The sequence below is a fragment of the Halorubrum persicum genome (assembly GCF_002727125.1).
Classification (GTDB): domain Archaea; phylum Halobacteriota; class Halobacteria; order Halobacteriales; family Haloferacaceae; genus Halorubrum; species Halorubrum persicum.
Genome location: NZ_NHOA01000157.1, coordinates 12811 through 29493 on the forward strand (window position 1 = coordinate 12811; position 16683 = coordinate 29493).

Here is a 16683-nt window from a genome sequence, read left to right on the forward strand (position 1 = left end):
TACTGAAATCTGACACCGGATTTCACACGGCGGTTGTACAACCGATTTTCGCCCGCTAGCGGGTAGCTTATTTACTGTAATCTGTTTTACAAGTTCGAAGGGTTTATGCGGGTTCACGGTCGAGTAGGTGGTACGATGACGAGCGACACTGATCCGGTGATGGCAGAGGACCCGATTACGGGCGAGGAGATCGAGCTTCCGGCCGATGTCGAGGTCGGTGAGATCATCGACAGCCCGGTCACCGGGACCGAGCTGGAGGTCATCTCGCTGGACCCCGTCGTGTTGGAAGAGGCCCCCGAACTCGAGGAGGACTGGGGCGAGTAGATGGCGACGACCGCCACGACCGCGACACGCGAGTGGTCGACATGCAAATAGGGATCCTCTACTCGCGGATCCGGAAAGACGAGAAGCTGCTGCTCGGTGAGCTCCGCGAGCGCGGCCACGAGGTCACCAAGATCGATGTCCGCAAGGAGCGGTTCGGGTTGGAGTCGACCACGGCCGACGTCGCCGACCTCGATCTGGTCGTCGACCGCTGCCTGTCGACCAGCCGCTCGCTGTACGCGACCGAGTTCCTCGACAGCTACGGCGTCCCGGTGGTGAACGCCCCCGAGACGGGCGACGTCTGCGCCGACAAGGCGAAGAACTCGCTCGCGCTCGCGGAGGCCGACATCCCCACCCCGGCGACGGAGGTCGCGTTCACCAAGGAGACCGCGATGGAGGCCATCGAGGAGTTCGGCTACCCCTGCGTGCTCAAGCCCGTCGTCGGCTCGTGGGGCCGGCTGATGGCGAAGATCGACACGCGGAGCGCCGCAGAGGCGATCTTAGAGCACAAGGAGACGCTCGGCCACTACGAGCACAAGGTGTTCTACATCCAGGAGTTCGTCGATAAGCCCGGCCGCGACATCCGCGTGCTGGCGGTCGACGGCGAGCCGGTCGCCGCGATGACCCGGTCGTCAGACCACTGGCTCACGAACGCCGCGAAGGGCGGCGAGACCCAGTCGTTCGAGCTCGACGACCGCGCGCTGGAGCTGGTCGAGCGCGCGTCTGCGGCCGTCGGCGGCGGCATGCTCGGCGTCGACCTGATGGAGGTGGGAGTCGAGCCGGAAGCTGACACCGGGGAGACCGGCGGCGCCGGCTCCGGCGAGTACACCGTCCACGAGGTGAACCACACGGTCGAGTTCAAGGCGCTGAACACCGCCACCGACGTCGACGTGCCCGCGAAGGTCGTCGACTGGCTGGAGGCGAAGGCGGCCGCGGCGGCCGGTGACGACGCCGCGGAGGCGCACACATGACCGACGAGACGTACACCGCGAGCGTCGTCGGCGGCACCGGCTTCACCGGCGGCGAGCTGTTGCGGATCCTCTCTGGTCACCCCGAGTTCGAGGTCGTGCAGGCCACGTCGCGGTCGGCCGACAACATGACCGTCGGGCGCTCGCACCCGAACCTGCGCGGGCTCGACCTGCGCTTCTCCGACCCCGACGACCTCGAATCGGTCGACGTGCTGTTCTCGGCGACGCCTCACGGCGTCTCGATGGGCCGGATCGACGAGTACTTCGAGGCCGCCGACACGGTCGTCGACCTCTCGGCGGACTTCCGGCTGCCCGAGGCCGCGCTGTACGACGAGTGGTACGACGGCCACGAGTCGCCCGAGTACCTGGAGCGCGCGGAGTACGCGCTCCCCGAGCTCAACCGCGACAACCTCTCCGGCGCCGACCTGATCGCCGGCGGCGGCTGCAACGCGACCGCGACGATCCTCGGGCTCAAGCCCCTCGTCGACGCGGGCGCGCTCGGTCCCGACGCGGGCGAGGTCGTCGTCGACGTGAAGGTGGGCTCCTCGGAGGGCGGCGCCGGCGGCGGCGCGGCCTCCTCGCACCCGGAGCGGTCGGGCGTCGTGCGCCCGTACGCGCCCACGAGCCACCGTCACGAGGCGGAGATAGAGGCGTACCTCGGGCTCGACGTCTCCTTCACCGTCCACGCGGTCGAGATGGTGCGCGGCGCGAGCGCGACCTGCCACGTCTTCCCCGACGAGCCCGTCTCGAAGGCGGACCTCTGGCAGGCGTACCGCGGCGCCTACGCGGACGAGCCGTTCATGCGGATCGTCTCCGGCGGGGGCGGCGTCTACCGCTACCCCGAACCGAAGGCGGTCGCCGGCACCAACCACGGCGAGGTCGGCTTCGAGCTCGACCCCGGCAACCGCCGCATCGTCGTCTTCTCGGCGATAGACAACATGATGAAAGGCTCCGCCGGGCAGGCGGTCCACGCGGCGAACGTCGCACTCGAACTGCCAGAAGACGCCGGCTTGGAGTTTCAGGGGCTTCACCCCGTGGGATCGCCATGACGGGCGAGCAGTCCCGTGCCGGCGGCACGCCCGCCGACGAACCCCCCGTCGTGGTCAAGATCGGCGGCGCGAAGGCGGTCGATCCGGCGGGCGCCGTCGGCGACGTGGCCCACCTCGCCGCCAACGGGCGGCGGGTCGTCGTCGTTCACGGCGGCTCGACCGTCGTGGACGAGGTCATCGAGCGGCTCGGCATGGAGCCCGAGTACGTCGAGTCCGCCTCCGGCGTCACGGGTCGGTTCACCGACGCGGAGACGATGGAGGCGTTCACGATGGCGATGGCCGGCAAGCTCAACACCGAGCTGACGGCGCAGTTCCGCGAGGCCGGCGTCGACGCGGTCGGCCTCTCCGGCGTCGACGGCGGGCTCCTCTCGGGGCCGCGCAAGTCGGCGGTCCGGGTCATCGAGGACGGGAAGAAGAAGATCCGCCGCGGCGAGCACTCCGGCCGGATCGAGTCGGTGAACGCCGACCTGCTCTCCGGCCTCCTCGCCGACGGCTACACGCCCGTCGCCTCGCCCCCGATGGAGGGGACGGAGAGCGACGGCGGCGTCACGCCCGTTAACGCCGACGCGGACCGGGCGGCCGCCGCGGTCGCGGGCGCGCTCGGCGCAGATCTCGTCCTGCTCACGGACGTGGCCGGCGTGTACGCGGACCCCGACGACCCCGACACGCTGATCGAGTCGGCGGCGACGCCCGACGAACTGGCGACGGTCGAGAACGCCGCCGAGGGGTTCATGGGGAAGAAGGTGATGGCCGCGACGGAGGCGCTCTCCGGCGGCTCCGGGCGCGTCGTCGTCGCCGACGCCAACATCAACGATCCCATCGTCGCCGCGCTCGGCGGCGGCGGGACGACGATCGAGCGGTCGGCGCTCGGGGACGAGGCAGACGGCGACGCCGAGGAGGCGGACGCCGAAACCGGAGGTGAGACCGCATGAGCGGGTTCGTCTTCTCCGAGAAGCCGATCGAGATCGCCTCGGGCGACGGCGTGACGCTCACCGACACGAACGGGACCGAGTACCTCGACTTCGGCGCGAGCTACGCCTGTACGCCCGTCGGCCACTGCCACCCCGAGGTCGTCGACGCCGCGACGAGTCAGATAGAGGAGCTCATGTACGTGCAGGCGTCGTACCCGCACGCGGCGCGGACCGCGCTGTACGAGCAGCTCTCCGACGCCGGGCCGGGCGACGTGGACAACGTCTGGCTCTGTAACTCCGGCACCGAGGCCAACGAGGCCGCCCTGAAGTTCGCCCGGCACGCCACCGGTCGCGAGAAGATCGTCGCGACGGCGCAGGGGTTCCACGGTCGGACGATGGGCGCGCTCGCGACCACCTGGAAGGAGAAGTATAAGGACGGGTTCGAACCCCTCGCGGGCGGGGTCGAGTTCGTCGAGTACGGCGACGCCGACGCGATGCGCGAGGCGGTCGACGACGAGACCGCCGCGGTGATCCTCGAGCCCCTGCAGGGCGAGGGCGGGATCAACCCCGTCGCCACGGGGTATCTGCAGGCAGTCCGGGAGGCGACGGACGAAGCGGGCGCGGCGATGGTCCTCGACGAGATCCAGACCGGGCTCGGTCGCACCGGCTCGCTGTGGGCGGCCGAGCGCCACGACGTGGTGCCCGACGTGCTCACCACCGCGAAGGGGCTCGCCAGCGGGCTCCCGATCGGCGCGACGCTGTGTCGCGACTGGATCGCCGAGGACGCCGGCAACCACGGCTCGACGTTCTCCGGCGGGCCCGTCGTGTCGGCCGCGGCGGGGGCCACGCTCGACGTGATCGAGCGCGAGGACCTCGCCACGCACGCCGACGAGACGGGCGCGTACATCCGCGGGCAGATCGAGGAGCGCCTCGGCGACGACGTCCGCGACGTCCGCGGTGACGGCCTGATGATCGGCATCGAGGTGAAGCGCGGTTCGAACCGCCTGCTGCGGGACCTGGCGATCGAACACCAGGTGCTCGCGCTGCCGGCGGGCCGCACCGTGTTGCGTCTGCTCCCGCCGCTGACGATCGACCGCGAGCACGCCGACGCGGTCATCGACGCGATCGCGGAGGTGATCGGGTGATGTCGACCGGGAAGGAGCGCGACGCCGCCGACGCGGACGATCCGGTGACCGAGTCGGACGCGGACGAGTCGTCGGCGGCCGGGACCGACGTGGTCGCGGGCGGCGGCTACCCCGAGGCCTGCGACACGCCGGCTCGGAAGCTGCTGTACGACATGGTCTCTATCCCCTCGCCGTCGGGCGAGGAGGAGCAGGCGGCGAAGCGCCTCGTCGACTTCTTCGAGGCCAACGGCCGGGCGGCGCGGATCGACGAGGCCGGCAACGTCCGCGCGCCCGCCAGCGACGCGGTCCTGCTGACCTCGCACATCGACACCGTTCCCGGCGACATCCCGGTCGAGGTGAAGCCGGCGGCCGAGGACGGCGCGGTCGGCGAGCCGGGCGAGCCAGTGCTCTGGGGGCGCGGGAGCGTGGACGCCACCGGGCCGCTCGTCGCGATGGCGGTCGCGGCGGTGAAGACGGGGGTCTCGTTCGTCGGCGTCGCCGGCGAGGAGACGAACTCTCGGGGCGCCCGGTTCCTCGTCGAGGACCGCGACGCGCCCGAGGCGGTGGTGAACGGCGAACCCTCCGGCTGGGACGGCGTCACCCTCGGCTACCGCGGGTTCCTCGCGGGCACGTACGTGAACACGAGCGAGTCCGGACACACCTCGCGTCCGGAGCCGAACGCGATCCAGCACGCGATCGACTGGTGGCACGGCGTCGAGGAGGCGTTCGACCCCACCGACGACGACACGCCCGTCTTCGAACAGGTGACGACCAAGCCCGTCTCGGTCGACGGCGGGCTCACCGACGACGGGCTCGCCGTCGAGGCGACGATGGACGTGCAGCTCCGCGTCCCGCCCAACCGGACGGTCGACGAGATCCACGAGCTGGCCGAGACGGAGCTGTCGACCGGCTCGGTCCACTGGAAGGAGCCCATCCCGCCGGTGATGGAGAGCCCGCGGACGGAGCTGGCGCGGGCGTTCCGGGTCGCGATCCGGGGCGCCGGCGGCGACGTTCGGCTGCTGCGCAAGACCGGCACGAGCGACATGAACCTGTTCGCGGCCGCGTGGGACTGCCCGATGGTCACCTACGGCCCCGGGAACTCGGACCTCGACCACGCGCCCGACGAGCGGCTCCCCCTCTCGGAGTTGGACCGCGCGACGACGGTGTTGAGCGACGTCTGCCGGGACCGACCGTAGGCGTCACGGCACCGCCCGTGGCGCCGGCTCCTTTTGACCCGCCTCGCGTCGCTTCCGACGATTGACCGCACCGCGGTCACGACCCAAGACCACCGACACCATCTCGACTCTACACACACCACTTACCCATGCCACTCGCCACCGACGACTTCCTCGACATCGACGACGTGACGCCAGTCGAACTGGACGCCCTGCTCGACCGCGCCGCCGCGATGAAGGCGGGCGAGACCGACCCCCGACTCGGAGATTCGACGCTCGGAATGATCTTCGAGAAACCCTCGACGCGCACCCGCGTCTCCTTCGAGACGGGGATGACCCGACTGGGCGGTCACGCGATGTTCCTCGGGCCCGACGACATCCAACTGGGCCACGGCGAGCCGCTGCGCGACACCGCTCGCGTGCTCGGTCGGTACGTCGACGGGGTGATGGCGCGGCTGTTCGATCACGACGACGTCGAGACGCTCGCCGAGTACGCCGACTGCCCCGTGATCAACGGGCTCACCGACGAGGCGCACCCCTGCCAGACGCTGGCCGACCTCCTGACGATCCGCGAGACGGTCGGCGAGGACGCCACGGTCGCGTGGGTCGGCGACGGCAACAACGTCGGGCAGTCGTTCGTCGTCGGCGCGGCGATGGCCGGGATCGACGTCGAGGTCGCCACCCCCGCCGACTACGGTATGAATCCCGCCGTCTTCGATCGCGCCGCGGCGTTCGGCGCCGACGTGACCCCGACGACCGATCCCGAGGCCGCGATCGACGGCGCCGACATCGTCTACACCGACGTGTGGATCTCGATGGGGCAGGAGGACGAACGCGAGGAGAAGCTCGCCGCCTTCGACGGGTTCCAGGTGAACGCTGACCTGCTCGCCGGCACCGACGCGAAGGTGATGCACTGTCTACCCGCACATCGCGGCGAGGAGGTCACGAACGACGTGCTCGAATCCGACCGCGCGCTCGTCTGGGACCAGGCCGAAAACCGGATGCACGCGCAGAACGCGCTGCTCGTCGAGCTGCTCGGCGGGGAGTGACCCGGTACGCCGGCGGACCCACTGATTAATACCTCGGCGGCGGATCGTGCGACTGCGAAGCCATGAACGTGCCCTCCAAGCGATCGATAGACGCGCTCGCGGTCGGAACGATGGCGCTCCCGCTCGTCGCCGCGGTCCTGCTCTGGGGATCGCTTCCGGCGGAGATGGCGGTTCACTGGAGCGGCGGGACGCCGGACACGGTGGCGTCGAAGCCGGTCGCGACGGTCGGCCTGTTCGCGTTCGGCGTCGCGACCGTCGCCTTCGTCCGGATCGCGCCGGACTCGATGACGAACACGCCGGGCGGGACGACCCTCTCCGTGCTCTTTCTCGGCGCCACGTTCGGCTGGGTCCAGACGATCGTCCTCGTCTGGAACCTCGGGTACCGGTTCGACGTGACGCTCGCGCTGCTGCCGATCCTCGCGGTCGCCGCGCTGCTGGTCGCGTTCGCGGTCCGAACGGGTCGGCGCTGACTGGGGACGCCCGCCGGGCCGCGCGGCCCGCGGCCCGCGATCAGCGACGGTCACGGCCGCCGCGGCGGCTCGCGGTCGTCCATGAGGAAGACGCTGTCCTGGTTCGGGTCGAAGTACACCTCCAGCGCGCGGAGGGCGCCCACGTACGCCGCGACCGCGGCGAACACGAACGAGACGGCGGCCGGAACGAGGAGTCCGAGGACCATACCGAGCCGATCTGCCGCGGCGGACTAATGCGTATCGGCGGAGCGGCTGGGGCTTTGGGGGTGATCGTCGGCGATCAGCAGGTGTCTGCGTATAGCCGAGCGGCTGAGTCTTTGACAATGTCCGCCGTCGATCCGCAATCAATGGTGTAAACAGCACCGACCCGATCTAGTTGCCGGTCCAGCGCAGCACCGCGAGCGTCCCCTCGTACAGGATGATCATGGTGAGCGTCACGATGATCGGCGCCATCCCGGTCGGGTCGGGGCTAAAGAGGAACGCGATCCCGAGGAACGACCCCCAGAAGATCAGGCGCTTCGCCTCCAGCCACTGCCGGGTGACAAGGTTCATCATGATCGCGAGCATGATGAACAGCGGGATCTGGAACACGATCGCCATGAACGCGAGCATGATGACGATCAGGTTGAACGTCTCCGCGAGGCCGAACGCGATCGTCGCGGCGTCGGACGTGTAGGTGGTGAAGTACGAGAAGATCGCGGGCAACACGAGGAAGTGCGCGAACGCGATGCCGACGCCGCCGAGGACGAGACTCGTCGGGACGGCGGCGAGGTAGTAGCGCCGCTCGTTCTCGTACAGCCCCGGTTTCATGAACCGGTAGGTCTGGTAGACGAACGCCGGGAGCCCGACGACGACGCCCGCGAGCCCGGCGACCTTCAGCCGCGTGAGCGGGAGCTCGAGGGGGCCGTACAGCCGCGGGCGGTTCTCCATCGGCGCGGGGATGTGGTAGCTCCAGAAGTAGTTGATGAGGTCGGTCGACTCCGTGACGACGACCAGCGTCGCCAACCCGCCGAAGACGAAGACGACCGCGAGCCGCCGCATCATCTCCTCGATGTGGGCCGCGAGCGGCATCTCCTCGTCCGTCTCGGGAGCCTCGATCCCGCTGAACTCCTCCTCGCTCTCGACGGACCCCCCACTCGCGATACCGCCGTCTTCGACGGTCAGCGCGTTTGCGTCGTCCGCGTCTGTATCGTCGCCATCTGCGTCGTCCGCGTCGTCGTCGGAGTCGGAACCGAGATCCGGCTTCCTGCTGTCGTCGAGGTGCTTCGCGCTTCCCGGCTCGTGCGCGTCGAAGGTGTCGTCGCCGTCCTCGTCGCCCGCGCTGTCCTCGTCCGTCCCGATCTCCGACGTGACCTCGGGCGAGACCTCCGGCTCGACGCCCGCCGACTCGCCACCTTCCTCGTCGCCTACTCGGCCGTCTCCGGGAGTCTCATCGGATTCTTCGGCCGATCCGTCCTCCGGAGAGTCGGCGCTGTCGACCCTCCCGTCGTCGGCGACCGAGTCGTCCTCGGGGGCCGAGGGCTCGTCACGCGACCGGTCCGAGTCGTCCATTCACTTCTTCTACGCAACCGGGTGACTATAGGCCTTTTCGGATGGCGGCGAGCGCCGCCGCGGCACGCGGACGCGAGCGCGGTCGAAAAGGTTGATAACGGCGACGGACTTCCGGTCTCGTATGGCGAGTGCCCTCGACGAGGATACCCAGCAGTCGCTCGCGGAGGGACGCGAGTCTGCGAAGGCCTTCCTCCGGTCGGTTCAGAAAGACCTCCAGAAGGTGTTCGTCGTCTTCCTGCTGGGGTTCCTCGCGACGTTCTGGGCGCTCCGCGTCTACATCTGGGACCAGCTTCGGGCGATCACCGAGGCCAACATGTCGCCCTCGGTCGCCGCCGAGACGGACGTGATCGCGACGACCCCGTTCGAAGTGATCCTCCTGCAGGCGAAGATCGGGCTGATCGTCGGCGTCATCTTCGCGATTCCCCCCTTCATCTACGTCTCCCGCGACGAGCTCCGCGCTCGCGGGGCGTGGCCGCAGTCGCCGATCCAGCGCTGGAAGCTCGCCGGAATCGGTCTCCTCGGCTTCGGTCTGTTCGCGGTCGGCGTCGGGTACGGCGTGTACGCCTTCTTCCCGATCATGTTCTCCTTCCTCGCCGGCTTCGGGTTGGAGGCCGGGCTCCAGCCCACCTACGGGATCGTGATGTGGACGGAGTTCATCGTCTTCCTCTCGCTCTCCTTCGGGCTCGCCGGGCAGATGCCGCTTCTCATCACCGGGCTCTCCTACTCGGGGATCGTCCAGTACGAGACGTTCCGCGACAAGTGGCGCTACGCGGTCGTCGCCATCTTCGTCTTCGGTGCCGTGTTCTCGCCGCCGGACCCGTTCACCCAGCTGATGTGGGCGTTCCCGCTGATCGTTCTGTACGGCTTCAGCCTCTACCTCGCGAAGCTCGTCGTCACGGCCAAACGAAGCTCCGACCGCATCCACGTGCTCGGCGCGGCCTGGAACCACTGGAACGTCGTCGGCGGAGCGGCCGTCCTCGGCGGCGGGCTCGTGTACGCCTTCTACGAGTACGGCGGCCGGACCGCCGTTAACGATCTCCTCCGCCTCGCCAACAGCGACTGGCGCTTCCTCGAGCCCGGCGCGGGCCTCGGCACCGACCCCGCGACGGCGGCCGGCATCTACGCCGCCGTGTGGGCGCTCGCGTTCGTCGCTGTCGCGACGCTGTGGGCCGTCTACGCCGACCTCGACACGACGAGCGCGGGGTACCAGTACGGCGATCCGTCGGCCATCGACGTGAGCGAACTCGACGCCGCCGGCGTGCGCGCAGCGCCGGACGACGTGTTCGCGGCGATGGACGAGGAGGAGTCGCTCGCGATCGCGCAGGCCGCGATCGACGACGACGACCCGGAGAAGGCGCAGGCGGTCCTCGACCGGTTCGACGCGGTGCACGACGGCGACGCTGGGGGCGGTGACGGCGACGGTTCGGCTGCCCCCGACGCGACGGGAGGCGGCGGCGGTGCGGGTGGCTCCGGCGGTTCCGGGGGTGGCGACGGCCTGGTGGGCACCGTTCAGGACCGGACCTCTCGGGCCAGCTCCACGTTCCTCTCCGAGCTCACCGACGGCGACGAGGACGAGGCGGAAGACGACATCGGCGGCTACTACAAGGACCTCAAGTTCATCTTCGACTCGCTGCGGTCGCGGTCGTTCCGACTCGTCGCCGTCTTTGGCGGCGTGATGGCGGCCGCGTTCACGTGGCTGTACCTCGGCGGGCTCGCGACGGTGCGCAACGACTTGGAGTCCCGCGTCCCCGCCGAGATCGGGGGTGGGATCAACATCATCACGCTCCACCCGGTCGAGGCGCTGATCTTCATGGTGAAGTTCTCCGTCCTGCTCGGGATCGTCGCCGTGTTCCCGGTCGCCCTCTACTACGCGTGGCCCGCCCTCCGCGAGCGCGGTTTCGTCGCCGGCCGCATCTATCAGGTGTATCTCTGGGCCGGCGCGCTGTTCGCCGGGCTGTTCGGCGGCTTCGCGCTCGGGTACGCCTACATCGCCCCCGGGATCATCGGGTGGCTCGTCACCGACGCCGAGCTGGCGAACATGGTCATCACCTACCAGGTGAGCGACTTCCTCTGGCTCGTCGTCTACACCACCATCGGGATCGGCTTCCTCGCGGACATCCCGATCGCGATGCTCCTGTTGAACAACGCCGGGGTTCCGTACCGGGTCTTCCGGAGCCGCTGGCGCGAGGTCACCGTCGGGATCATGCTGTTCGCGGCGGTGTTCACCCCCGCCGACGTGATCACGATGCTCCTCGCGACGCTCCCGCTGATGGCGGCGTACGGCGTCGGTGTCGGCGTCCTGTTCCTCGTCACCTTCGGGGGCCGGCGGAACCTCTCGCCGCCCTCGGAGTTCGTCGGACGCTGACGCGCACCGGGGTCGGTTCTCGCTCCTCGTCGTCCCTCTTCTCGCTCCGCCAGCGCCGCAGACCGCCGAGACCGACGGGTATTCCCGCGCGCGCACGCAACAGGGGACAAGAATGAGCAAGGACTACATCGAGGTCCGCGGCGCCGAGGAACACAACCTCAAGGACCTCGACGTCCGGATCCCGCGCGAGGAGTTCACCGTCGTCACCGGGCTCTCCGGGTCGGGGAAGTCGTCGCTCGCGTTCGACACCGTCTACGCCGAGGGGCAGCGCCGGTACATCGAGTCGCTTTCGGCGTACGCCCGCAACTTCCTCGGGCAGATGGACAAACCGCAGGTGGAGTCGGTCGAGGGGCTCTCGCCGGCGATCTCCATCGACCAGAAGAACGCCGCGAACAACCCCCGCTCGACCGTGGGGACCGTCACCGAACTCCACGACTACCTCCGGCTGCTGTACGCCCGGATCGGCACCCAGTACGACCCCGTCACCGGCGAGGAGGTCGGCGAGCAGTCCGCACAGGACATGGTGAACCAGATCCTCGAACTGCCCGAGGGGACCCGCGCGAAGGTCGCCGCGCCGGTCGTCCGCGACCAGAAGGGCGCGTTCGAGGACCTGTTCGAGGAACTCGTAAGCGACGGGTACGCCCGCGTCGAGGTCGACGGCGAGGGGATGGACCTGACCCTCGACGACCCCGACCTCGACGAGAACTACGACCACACCATCGACGTGATCGTCGACCGGATCCGGGTGTCGCCCGACGCCCGCTCGCGGATCACGGACTCGGTGGAGACCGCCTTGGAGGAGGCGGACGGCGCGCTCAAGCTGATCGTTCCCGACCCGCCCGAAGACGTCCCCTTCGCCTCGAACGCGCGGTCGACCGGGTCGCTGGCGGCGGACGCCGACGCCGACGACCGGCTGGTCGTCGAGTTCTCCGAGGAGCTCGGCAACCCCAACTCCGACGTGCAGTTCTCCGCGATCGAGACGCGCTCCTTCTCCTTTAACAGCCCGTACGGCGCCTGTCCCGAGTGCGAGGGGATCGGCTCGACGAAGGAGGTCGACGAGGACCTCGTGATCGAGGACCCCTCGAAGCCGCTCAAACACGTCTTCGAGCCGTGGAGCTACGACCGCACCTACTACTCCCGCCAGCTCGACAACGTCGCCGACCACTTCGGCGTCTCGCTCGACACGCCCTTCGCGGAGCTCGACGAGTCGATTCGGCGGCAGTTCCTCTACGGCACCGACGACCTCGTCCATTTCGAGTGGACCACGAAGAACGGCACGCGCGAGAAGACCGAGCGCTTCGAGGGGGTCATCCCGAACCTGGAGCGTCGCCACGTCGAGACCGACTCCGAGCGCGCCCGCGACCACATCGAGGAGTACATGGCCGTGACGACGTGCCCGGAGTGTGACGGCACTCGCCTGAAAGAGCAGTCGCGACACGTGCTCGTCGCGGGCACCGCGATCACCGAGGTGAACGAGATGTCGATCGCGGAGGCGCGGGAGCACTTCGAAGGGATGGAGGCCGAGCTGAACGAGCGCGACACGACGATCGCCGAGGAGATTCTCAAGGAGATCCGCGCGCGCCTCGGCTTCATGGAGGAGGTCGGCCTGGAGTACCTCACCCTCGACCGCGAGGCGTCGACGCTCTCCGGCGGCGAGAGCCAGCGCATCCGGCTCGCCACGCAGGTCGGCTCCGGGCTCGTCGGCGTGCTGTACGTCCTCGACGAGCCGTCGATCGGGCTCCACCAGCGCGACAACGACCGCCTGCTGAACACCCTGGCCGGACTGCGCGACCTCGGCAACACGCTCGTCGTCGTCGAGCACGACGAGGAGACGATGCGCCGCGCCGACGAGATCATCGACATGGGGCCCGGCCCCGGCAAGCGCGGCGGCGAGGTGGTCGCGCAGGGCGACTTCGACGACGTGATCGCCGCCGACGAGTCGGTCACGGGGGACTACCTCGCGGGCCGCAAGGAGATCCCGGTGCCCGAGGAGCGCCGCGAGCCGGACGGCGAGCTGACGGTGCGCGGCGCCCGCCAGCACAATCTCGCGGACCTCGACGTGTCGGTCCCGCTCGGCACGCTGACGACCGTCACCGGGGTCTCGGGCTCCGGGAAGTCGACGCTCGTCAACGACATCCTGTACAAGGGGCTCGCCCGCGAGATGAACGACAACACCTCCGTCGACCCCGGCGAGCACGACGCGATCGACGGCGTCGATCGGGTCGAGACGGTGCGGCTCATCGACCAGTCGCCGATCGGGCGGACCCCCCGCTCGAACCCCGCCACGTACACGGACGTGTTCGACTACGTCCGCGAGCTGTTCGCGGAGACCAAGCTCTCCAAGCGCCGCGGCTACGAGAAGGGGCGGTTCTCCTTCAACGTGAAGGGCGGGCGCTGCGAGGAGTGCGGCGGACAGGGGACCGTGAAGATCGAGATGAACTTCCTCTCGGACGTGTACGTCCCCTGCGAGGAGTGCGGCGGCGCGCGCTACAACGACGAGACGCTCGACGTGGAGTACAAAGGCGCGACCATCTCGGACGTGCTCGACATGAGCGTCGACGAGGCGTACGACTTCTTCGAGAGCCACCAGGGGCTCCAGCGCCGCCTGAAGCTGTTAAAGGACGTGGGGCTCGGCTACATGGAGCTCGGCCAGCCGTCCACCACCCTCTCCGGGGGCGAGGCCCAGCGCGTCAAGCTCGCCGAGGAGCTGGGGAAGAAGGCGACCGGCGACACCCTCTACCTGCTCGACGAGCCGACGACGGGGCTCCACAAGGCGGACGAGCGGAAGCTGATCGACGTGCTCCACCGCCTCGTCGACGCCGGCAACACCGTGGTCGTCATCGAACACGAGCTCGACCTGGTGAAAAACGCCGACCGCGTGATCGACCTCGGCCCGGAGGGCGGCGACGGCGGCGGCGAACTCGTGGCGAGCGGCACGCCCGAGGCGGTCGCCCGCAGCGACGACTCCCACACCGGACGCTACCTGCGCGACCTTCTCCCCGATGTCGACATCGCGGGGCCGCGAGACGACCGGCGAAAGCCGGCGGCCGCGGACGACGACTGAGCGCCGTCGTCCGCGCGGAGATCGCCCCGCGCTCCCGATCTCGCCGTGCATCCGGGTCGGAGCGACCCGCAGTTTGATGCCGCGGGGCGCCGTCGCTCCGAGCGATGCACGAGATCACGACGGACGACGTGCCCGAGGCGCTCGGGCCGTACTCGCAGGGGATCGTCTCCGGTGACACGGTGCACGTATCGGGGAAGACCGGCGTCGACCCCGACACCGGCGAGGCCCCCGAGTCGGTGGCCGAGCAGACGACGCAGACGCTCGCGAACGTCGCCGCGATACTGGAGGCGGCCGGCACCACCCCGGACGCCATCGTGACGGCGACCGTCTACCTCACGGATATGGACGACTACGACGCCGTGAACGAGGCGTACGAGTCGTTCCTCTCGGAGCCGTACCCGGCCAGGACCTGCGTCGAGGTGTCTCGGCTCCCGGCGCCGCTCGACGTCGAGATCACCGTCACGGCCGAACTCGACGACGACTGAGCCCGGACGGGTCGCCATCACCCCCCGGCTCAGAACTTCTCCAGCAGCGACTCGTAGAACTCGGTGTCGCGGTCGCCGGCGAGCTTCTCGACGATGAGCTCCGGCGTCGACCGCGCGAGGTGTCCCTTCCGCGGCGACCGGTTCACCCGGAGTTCGCCGTCGACGAGGCCGGCGGCCTCGATCCCGTCGACGGCGACGTCGAAGTCGGCGGCGTCGCGGATCTCGCGGGCGAGGTGGGAGACGAAGACGGCGGTCGCGTCCTGCTCGTCGAGCGCTTCGAGGATGCCCGCGATGATCTTCGCGGAGGCGCCCGGCTCCGTGATCGACTCCAGCTCGTCGACGAGGACGAGCCGGCCGTCGGCGCCCTCGACGAGGTCGCCGAAGTCACGGAGCGTCGCCTCGAACGCGCCCGCGTCGAGGGTGCCCTGCGACTTGGCGTAGTAGTGGACCTCCTCGAAGCGCTCGACGGTCGCGGACGCGGCGGGGACGGGCATCCCCATCTGCGCCAGCACCACCACGAGCGCCACGAGGTCGAGCGTCGACGTCTTCCCGCCGGAGTTGACCCCCGAGAGCAGCGTCGCGCCCGACACGGCGTAGTCGATCGGCTCCGCGTCCTCGAACGCGACGTCGAGAAGCGGGGAGCGACCGTCCTCGATGCGGAACCCCTTCCCCGCCGTCTCCGGTTCACCTTCTGCGTCCGGCTCGACCACGTCCGGCATGACGCAGTCGAAGTCGCGGGCGAACCGCGCGATCGCCAGCTCCACGTCGAGTTCGAGGGCGTCCCGCACGAGCTCCTCGACCGGCTCGCGCAGCTCGCCGAGATCGCTCGCGAGCTCCGCCTTCAGTCGGGCGGCCCGTCGGTCGCGCGCCGCCGAGAGCTCGGTGCGCAGCCGAGAAACCGCGCTCTCGTCGTGCTCGACGGGGAAGGAGGGGTCGCCGCCGAAGACGCGCTCGGCCAGCTCCGCCTCCTCGGGCTCCAACCGGAGCGCGTCGGCGAACTGCTCGCGGGCACGGGCGATCGCCTCGTCGTACTCGTCGGCGAGCTCCCGGTCGAGGAGCGAGTCGACGCGGGCGCCCTGCTCGACCAGCGAGAGGAAGTCGGTCCCCTCGATCGTCACGTCCCGCTCCCGGATCGCCTCCCGGAGCCGGTCGTCGGCGACCGACTCGGCGGTCGACACCGCGGCGTCCAGATCGTCGACGGCGGCCGTCAGCCGTTCGAGCTCCGCGTCGCCCACGACCGTCCCGTCGTCGTCGAGCCGCGCGAGCGCGTCGCGGAGGCTTCCGAGATCCGCCGCGGGTGAAAGGTCAGCCGCCTCGTGGACCGCCGCGGCCGCCTCCAGCCGCTCGCGGTTCGCCGCGAAAAAGGCGAGCAGGCGTTCGGGGACGGTCTCGGCGGGGGTCTCCAGCGCGTCCGGGCGGACGTGCACGTCGCCCTCGACGTCCAGTCCGGCGAACGCCTCGTCGAGGACGATCACGGTGGCGTACGACCGCGCGAGCTCGGAGATGTCGCGGGCGTCCTCGACGGTCTCGACCGACAGCTCCGGGACGGCGGACTCGGCGCGGGCCAGCGTCTCGGCGTCGGCGGTCGCGAGACACCGGTCGCGCACGCGGACGGTCGGCGGGTCGGTGAGGGGTTCGACGCCGGTCAGCGCATCCCGGACCGCGGGGTCGGGATCGCGCTCCGTCGCCGCCTCGACGAACGACTGCGCCTCGTCGATCCGCGAGGCCGAGGCGCTCGGGTAGAACGTCTCCAGTCGCTTCGCGGCGTAGTCGGTGACGGTGCGCTCGCGCAGCAGGTCGATCGCCGAGCGGTACACCTCGCGGGCCCGGTCCGTCGCCAGCACGCGCCCGTCGTCGCCGTGCCGGCGGCGGATCGCGCCGCGGGCGATGCGGGCCGCGCGGGCCTCGTTGACGCCGGGGGCGCGAGCGATCGCGGCCACGTCGCCGGACTCGACGGTCGTGCCCGGATCGTCGAGCTCGCGCAGCGCCGCGGCCGTCTTCGCGCCGATGCCGGGGATCGCCTCCAGCTCCATCTGTCCGCGGATATCGCGGCAACGCGCAAAAGGATAGGGGGTCCGGGCCCGCCGAGATCGCTCGCTCGACCCGCGCTGATTCCCGATCGTCCGCGGCCGACGCGCTTTTTCCCGCCGA

At 69.9% G+C, this 16683-nt stretch carries 14 protein-coding genes; 11 read left to right on the forward strand and 3 right to left on the reverse strand.

Annotation, left to right across the window (positions count from 1 at the left end; genetic code table 11):
- Positions 1–135: 135 nt before the first annotated feature.
- The 8 genes from lysW (at position 136) to DJ69_RS17545 (ending at position 7067) form a co-directional block, all read left to right on the forward strand.
- Positions 136–324 carry a lysine biosynthesis protein LysW gene (lysW, locus tag DJ69_RS17510; RefSeq protein WP_004047516.1) on the forward strand — a complete coding sequence of 63 codons (189 nt, stop codon included), beginning with the start codon at positions 136–138 and terminating at the stop codon, positions 322–324.
- A 41-nt stretch (positions 325–365) separates the two neighbouring features.
- On the forward strand, positions 366–1292 hold the full coding sequence (lysX, locus tag DJ69_RS17515) for a lysine biosynthesis protein LysX (RefSeq protein WP_099256881.1): 927 nt from the start codon (positions 366–368) through the stop codon (positions 1290–1292).
- Positions 1289–2338, forward strand: coding sequence for an N-acetyl-gamma-glutamyl-phosphate reductase (gene argC / locus DJ69_RS17520; RefSeq protein WP_099256856.1), 1050 nt, complete (start codon positions 1289–1291; stop codon positions 2336–2338). Before lysX ends, argC begins: the two co-directional genes overlap by 4 nt.
- Entirely contained in the window at positions 2335–3270 is a 936-nt protein-coding gene (locus tag DJ69_RS17525; protein WP_099256857.1) for an acetylglutamate/acetylaminoadipate kinase, read from the forward strand. The genes argC and DJ69_RS17525 overlap by 4 nt, the downstream gene beginning before the upstream one ends.
- Positions 3267–4394: an aspartate aminotransferase family protein gene (locus tag DJ69_RS17530; RefSeq protein WP_099256858.1), complete on the forward strand. Its 1128-nt coding sequence runs from the start codon at positions 3267–3269 to the stop codon at positions 4392–4394. Before DJ69_RS17525 ends, DJ69_RS17530 begins: the two co-directional genes overlap by 4 nt.
- On the forward strand, positions 4394–5569 hold the full coding sequence (locus DJ69_RS17535) for a [LysW]-lysine hydrolase (RefSeq protein WP_180271875.1): 1176 nt from the start codon (positions 4394–4396) through the stop codon (positions 5567–5569). The genes DJ69_RS17530 and DJ69_RS17535 overlap by 1 nt, the downstream gene beginning before the upstream one ends.
- Positions 5570–5697: 128 nt before the next feature.
- Entirely contained in the window at positions 5698–6597 is a 900-nt protein-coding gene (gene argF / locus DJ69_RS17540) for an ornithine carbamoyltransferase (protein WP_099256859.1), read from the forward strand.
- A 62-nt stretch (positions 6598–6659) separates the two neighbouring features.
- Positions 6660–7067 (forward strand): DUF1648 domain-containing protein, encoded by a 408-nt coding sequence (locus DJ69_RS17545; protein WP_099256860.1) that lies wholly within the window; start codon positions 6660–6662, stop codon positions 7065–7067.
- A gap of 50 nt (positions 7068–7117) precedes the next feature.
- On the opposite strand, the gene DJ69_RS18625 is transcribed toward DJ69_RS17545, so the two are convergent.
- Positions 7118–7273 (reverse strand): hypothetical protein, encoded by a 156-nt coding sequence (locus DJ69_RS18625; RefSeq protein ID WP_180271876.1) that lies wholly within the window; start codon positions 7271–7273, stop codon positions 7118–7120.
- A 166-nt stretch (positions 7274–7439) separates the two neighbouring features.
- A complete protein-coding gene (locus DJ69_RS17550; protein ID WP_099256861.1) occupies positions 7440–8618 on the reverse strand; it encodes a twin-arginine translocase subunit TatC in 1179 nt (392 codons plus the stop codon).
- A 121-nt stretch (positions 8619–8739) separates the two neighbouring features.
- Here DJ69_RS17550 and tatC point away from each other — a divergent pair, with 121 nt between their 5' ends.
- The 3 genes from tatC to DJ69_RS17565 all read left to right on the forward strand — a co-directional run bounded on the left by tatC (position 8740) and on the right by DJ69_RS17565 (position 14532).
- Positions 8740–10983, forward strand: coding sequence for a twin-arginine translocase subunit TatC (gene tatC, locus DJ69_RS17555; protein ID WP_099256862.1), 2244 nt, complete (start codon positions 8740–8742; stop codon positions 10981–10983).
- Between the two features lie 112 nt (positions 10984–11095).
- Positions 11096–14047, forward strand: a complete 2952-nt coding sequence (gene uvrA, locus DJ69_RS17560) for an excinuclease ABC subunit UvrA (protein WP_099256863.1) — start codon at positions 11096–11098, stop codon at positions 14045–14047.
- Between the two features lie 104 nt (positions 14048–14151).
- Complete coding sequence (locus tag DJ69_RS17565) at positions 14152–14532, forward strand: RidA family protein (protein ID WP_099256864.1); 381 nt, start codon at positions 14152–14154, stop codon at positions 14530–14532.
- A gap of 29 nt (positions 14533–14561) precedes the next feature.
- Here the strand turns inward: DJ69_RS17565 and DJ69_RS17570 are convergent, their stop codons facing one another.
- A complete protein-coding gene (locus DJ69_RS17570) occupies positions 14562–16565 on the reverse strand; it encodes a MutS-related protein (protein WP_099256865.1) in 2004 nt (667 codons plus the stop codon).
- Positions 16566–16683: the final 118 nt, after the last annotated feature.

Bases quoted from the DNA above. Each gene is read 5' to 3' on its own strand.
- lysW (WP_004047516.1), top strand. From the start codon at position 136: ATGACGAGCGACACTGATCCGGTGATGGCAGAGGACCCGATTACGGGC.
- lysX (WP_099256881.1), top strand. From the start codon at position 366: ATGCAAATAGGGATCCTCTACTCGCGGATCCGGAAAGACGAGAAGCTG.
- argC (WP_099256856.1), top strand. From the start codon at position 1,289: ATGACCGACGAGACGTACACCGCGAGCGTCGTCGGCGGCACCGGCTTC.
- DJ69_RS17525 (WP_099256857.1), top strand. From the start codon at position 2,335: ATGACGGGCGAGCAGTCCCGTGCCGGCGGCACGCCCGCCGACGAACCC.
- DJ69_RS17530 (WP_099256858.1), top strand. From the start codon at position 3,267: ATGAGCGGGTTCGTCTTCTCCGAGAAGCCGATCGAGATCGCCTCGGGC.
- DJ69_RS17535 (WP_180271875.1), top strand. From the start codon at position 4,394: ATGTCGACCGGGAAGGAGCGCGACGCCGCCGACGCGGACGATCCGGTG.
- argF (WP_099256859.1), top strand. From the start codon at position 5,698: ATGCCACTCGCCACCGACGACTTCCTCGACATCGACGACGTGACGCCA.
- DJ69_RS17545 (WP_099256860.1), top strand. From the start codon at position 6,660: ATGAACGTGCCCTCCAAGCGATCGATAGACGCGCTCGCGGTCGGAACG.
- DJ69_RS18625 (WP_180271876.1), bottom strand. From the start codon at position 7,273: ATGGTCCTCGGACTCCTCGTTCCGGCCGCCGTCTCGTTCGTGTTCGCC.
- DJ69_RS17550 (WP_099256861.1), bottom strand. From the start codon at position 8,618: ATGGACGACTCGGACCGGTCGCGTGACGAGCCCTCGGCCCCCGAGGAC.
- tatC (WP_099256862.1), top strand. From the start codon at position 8,740: ATGGCGAGTGCCCTCGACGAGGATACCCAGCAGTCGCTCGCGGAGGGA.
- uvrA (WP_099256863.1), top strand. From the start codon at position 11,096: ATGAGCAAGGACTACATCGAGGTCCGCGGCGCCGAGGAACACAACCTC.
- DJ69_RS17565 (WP_099256864.1), top strand. From the start codon at position 14,152: ATGCACGAGATCACGACGGACGACGTGCCCGAGGCGCTCGGGCCGTAC.
- DJ69_RS17570 (WP_099256865.1), bottom strand. From the start codon at position 16,565: ATGGAGCTGGAGGCGATCCCCGGCATCGGCGCGAAGACGGCCGCGGCG.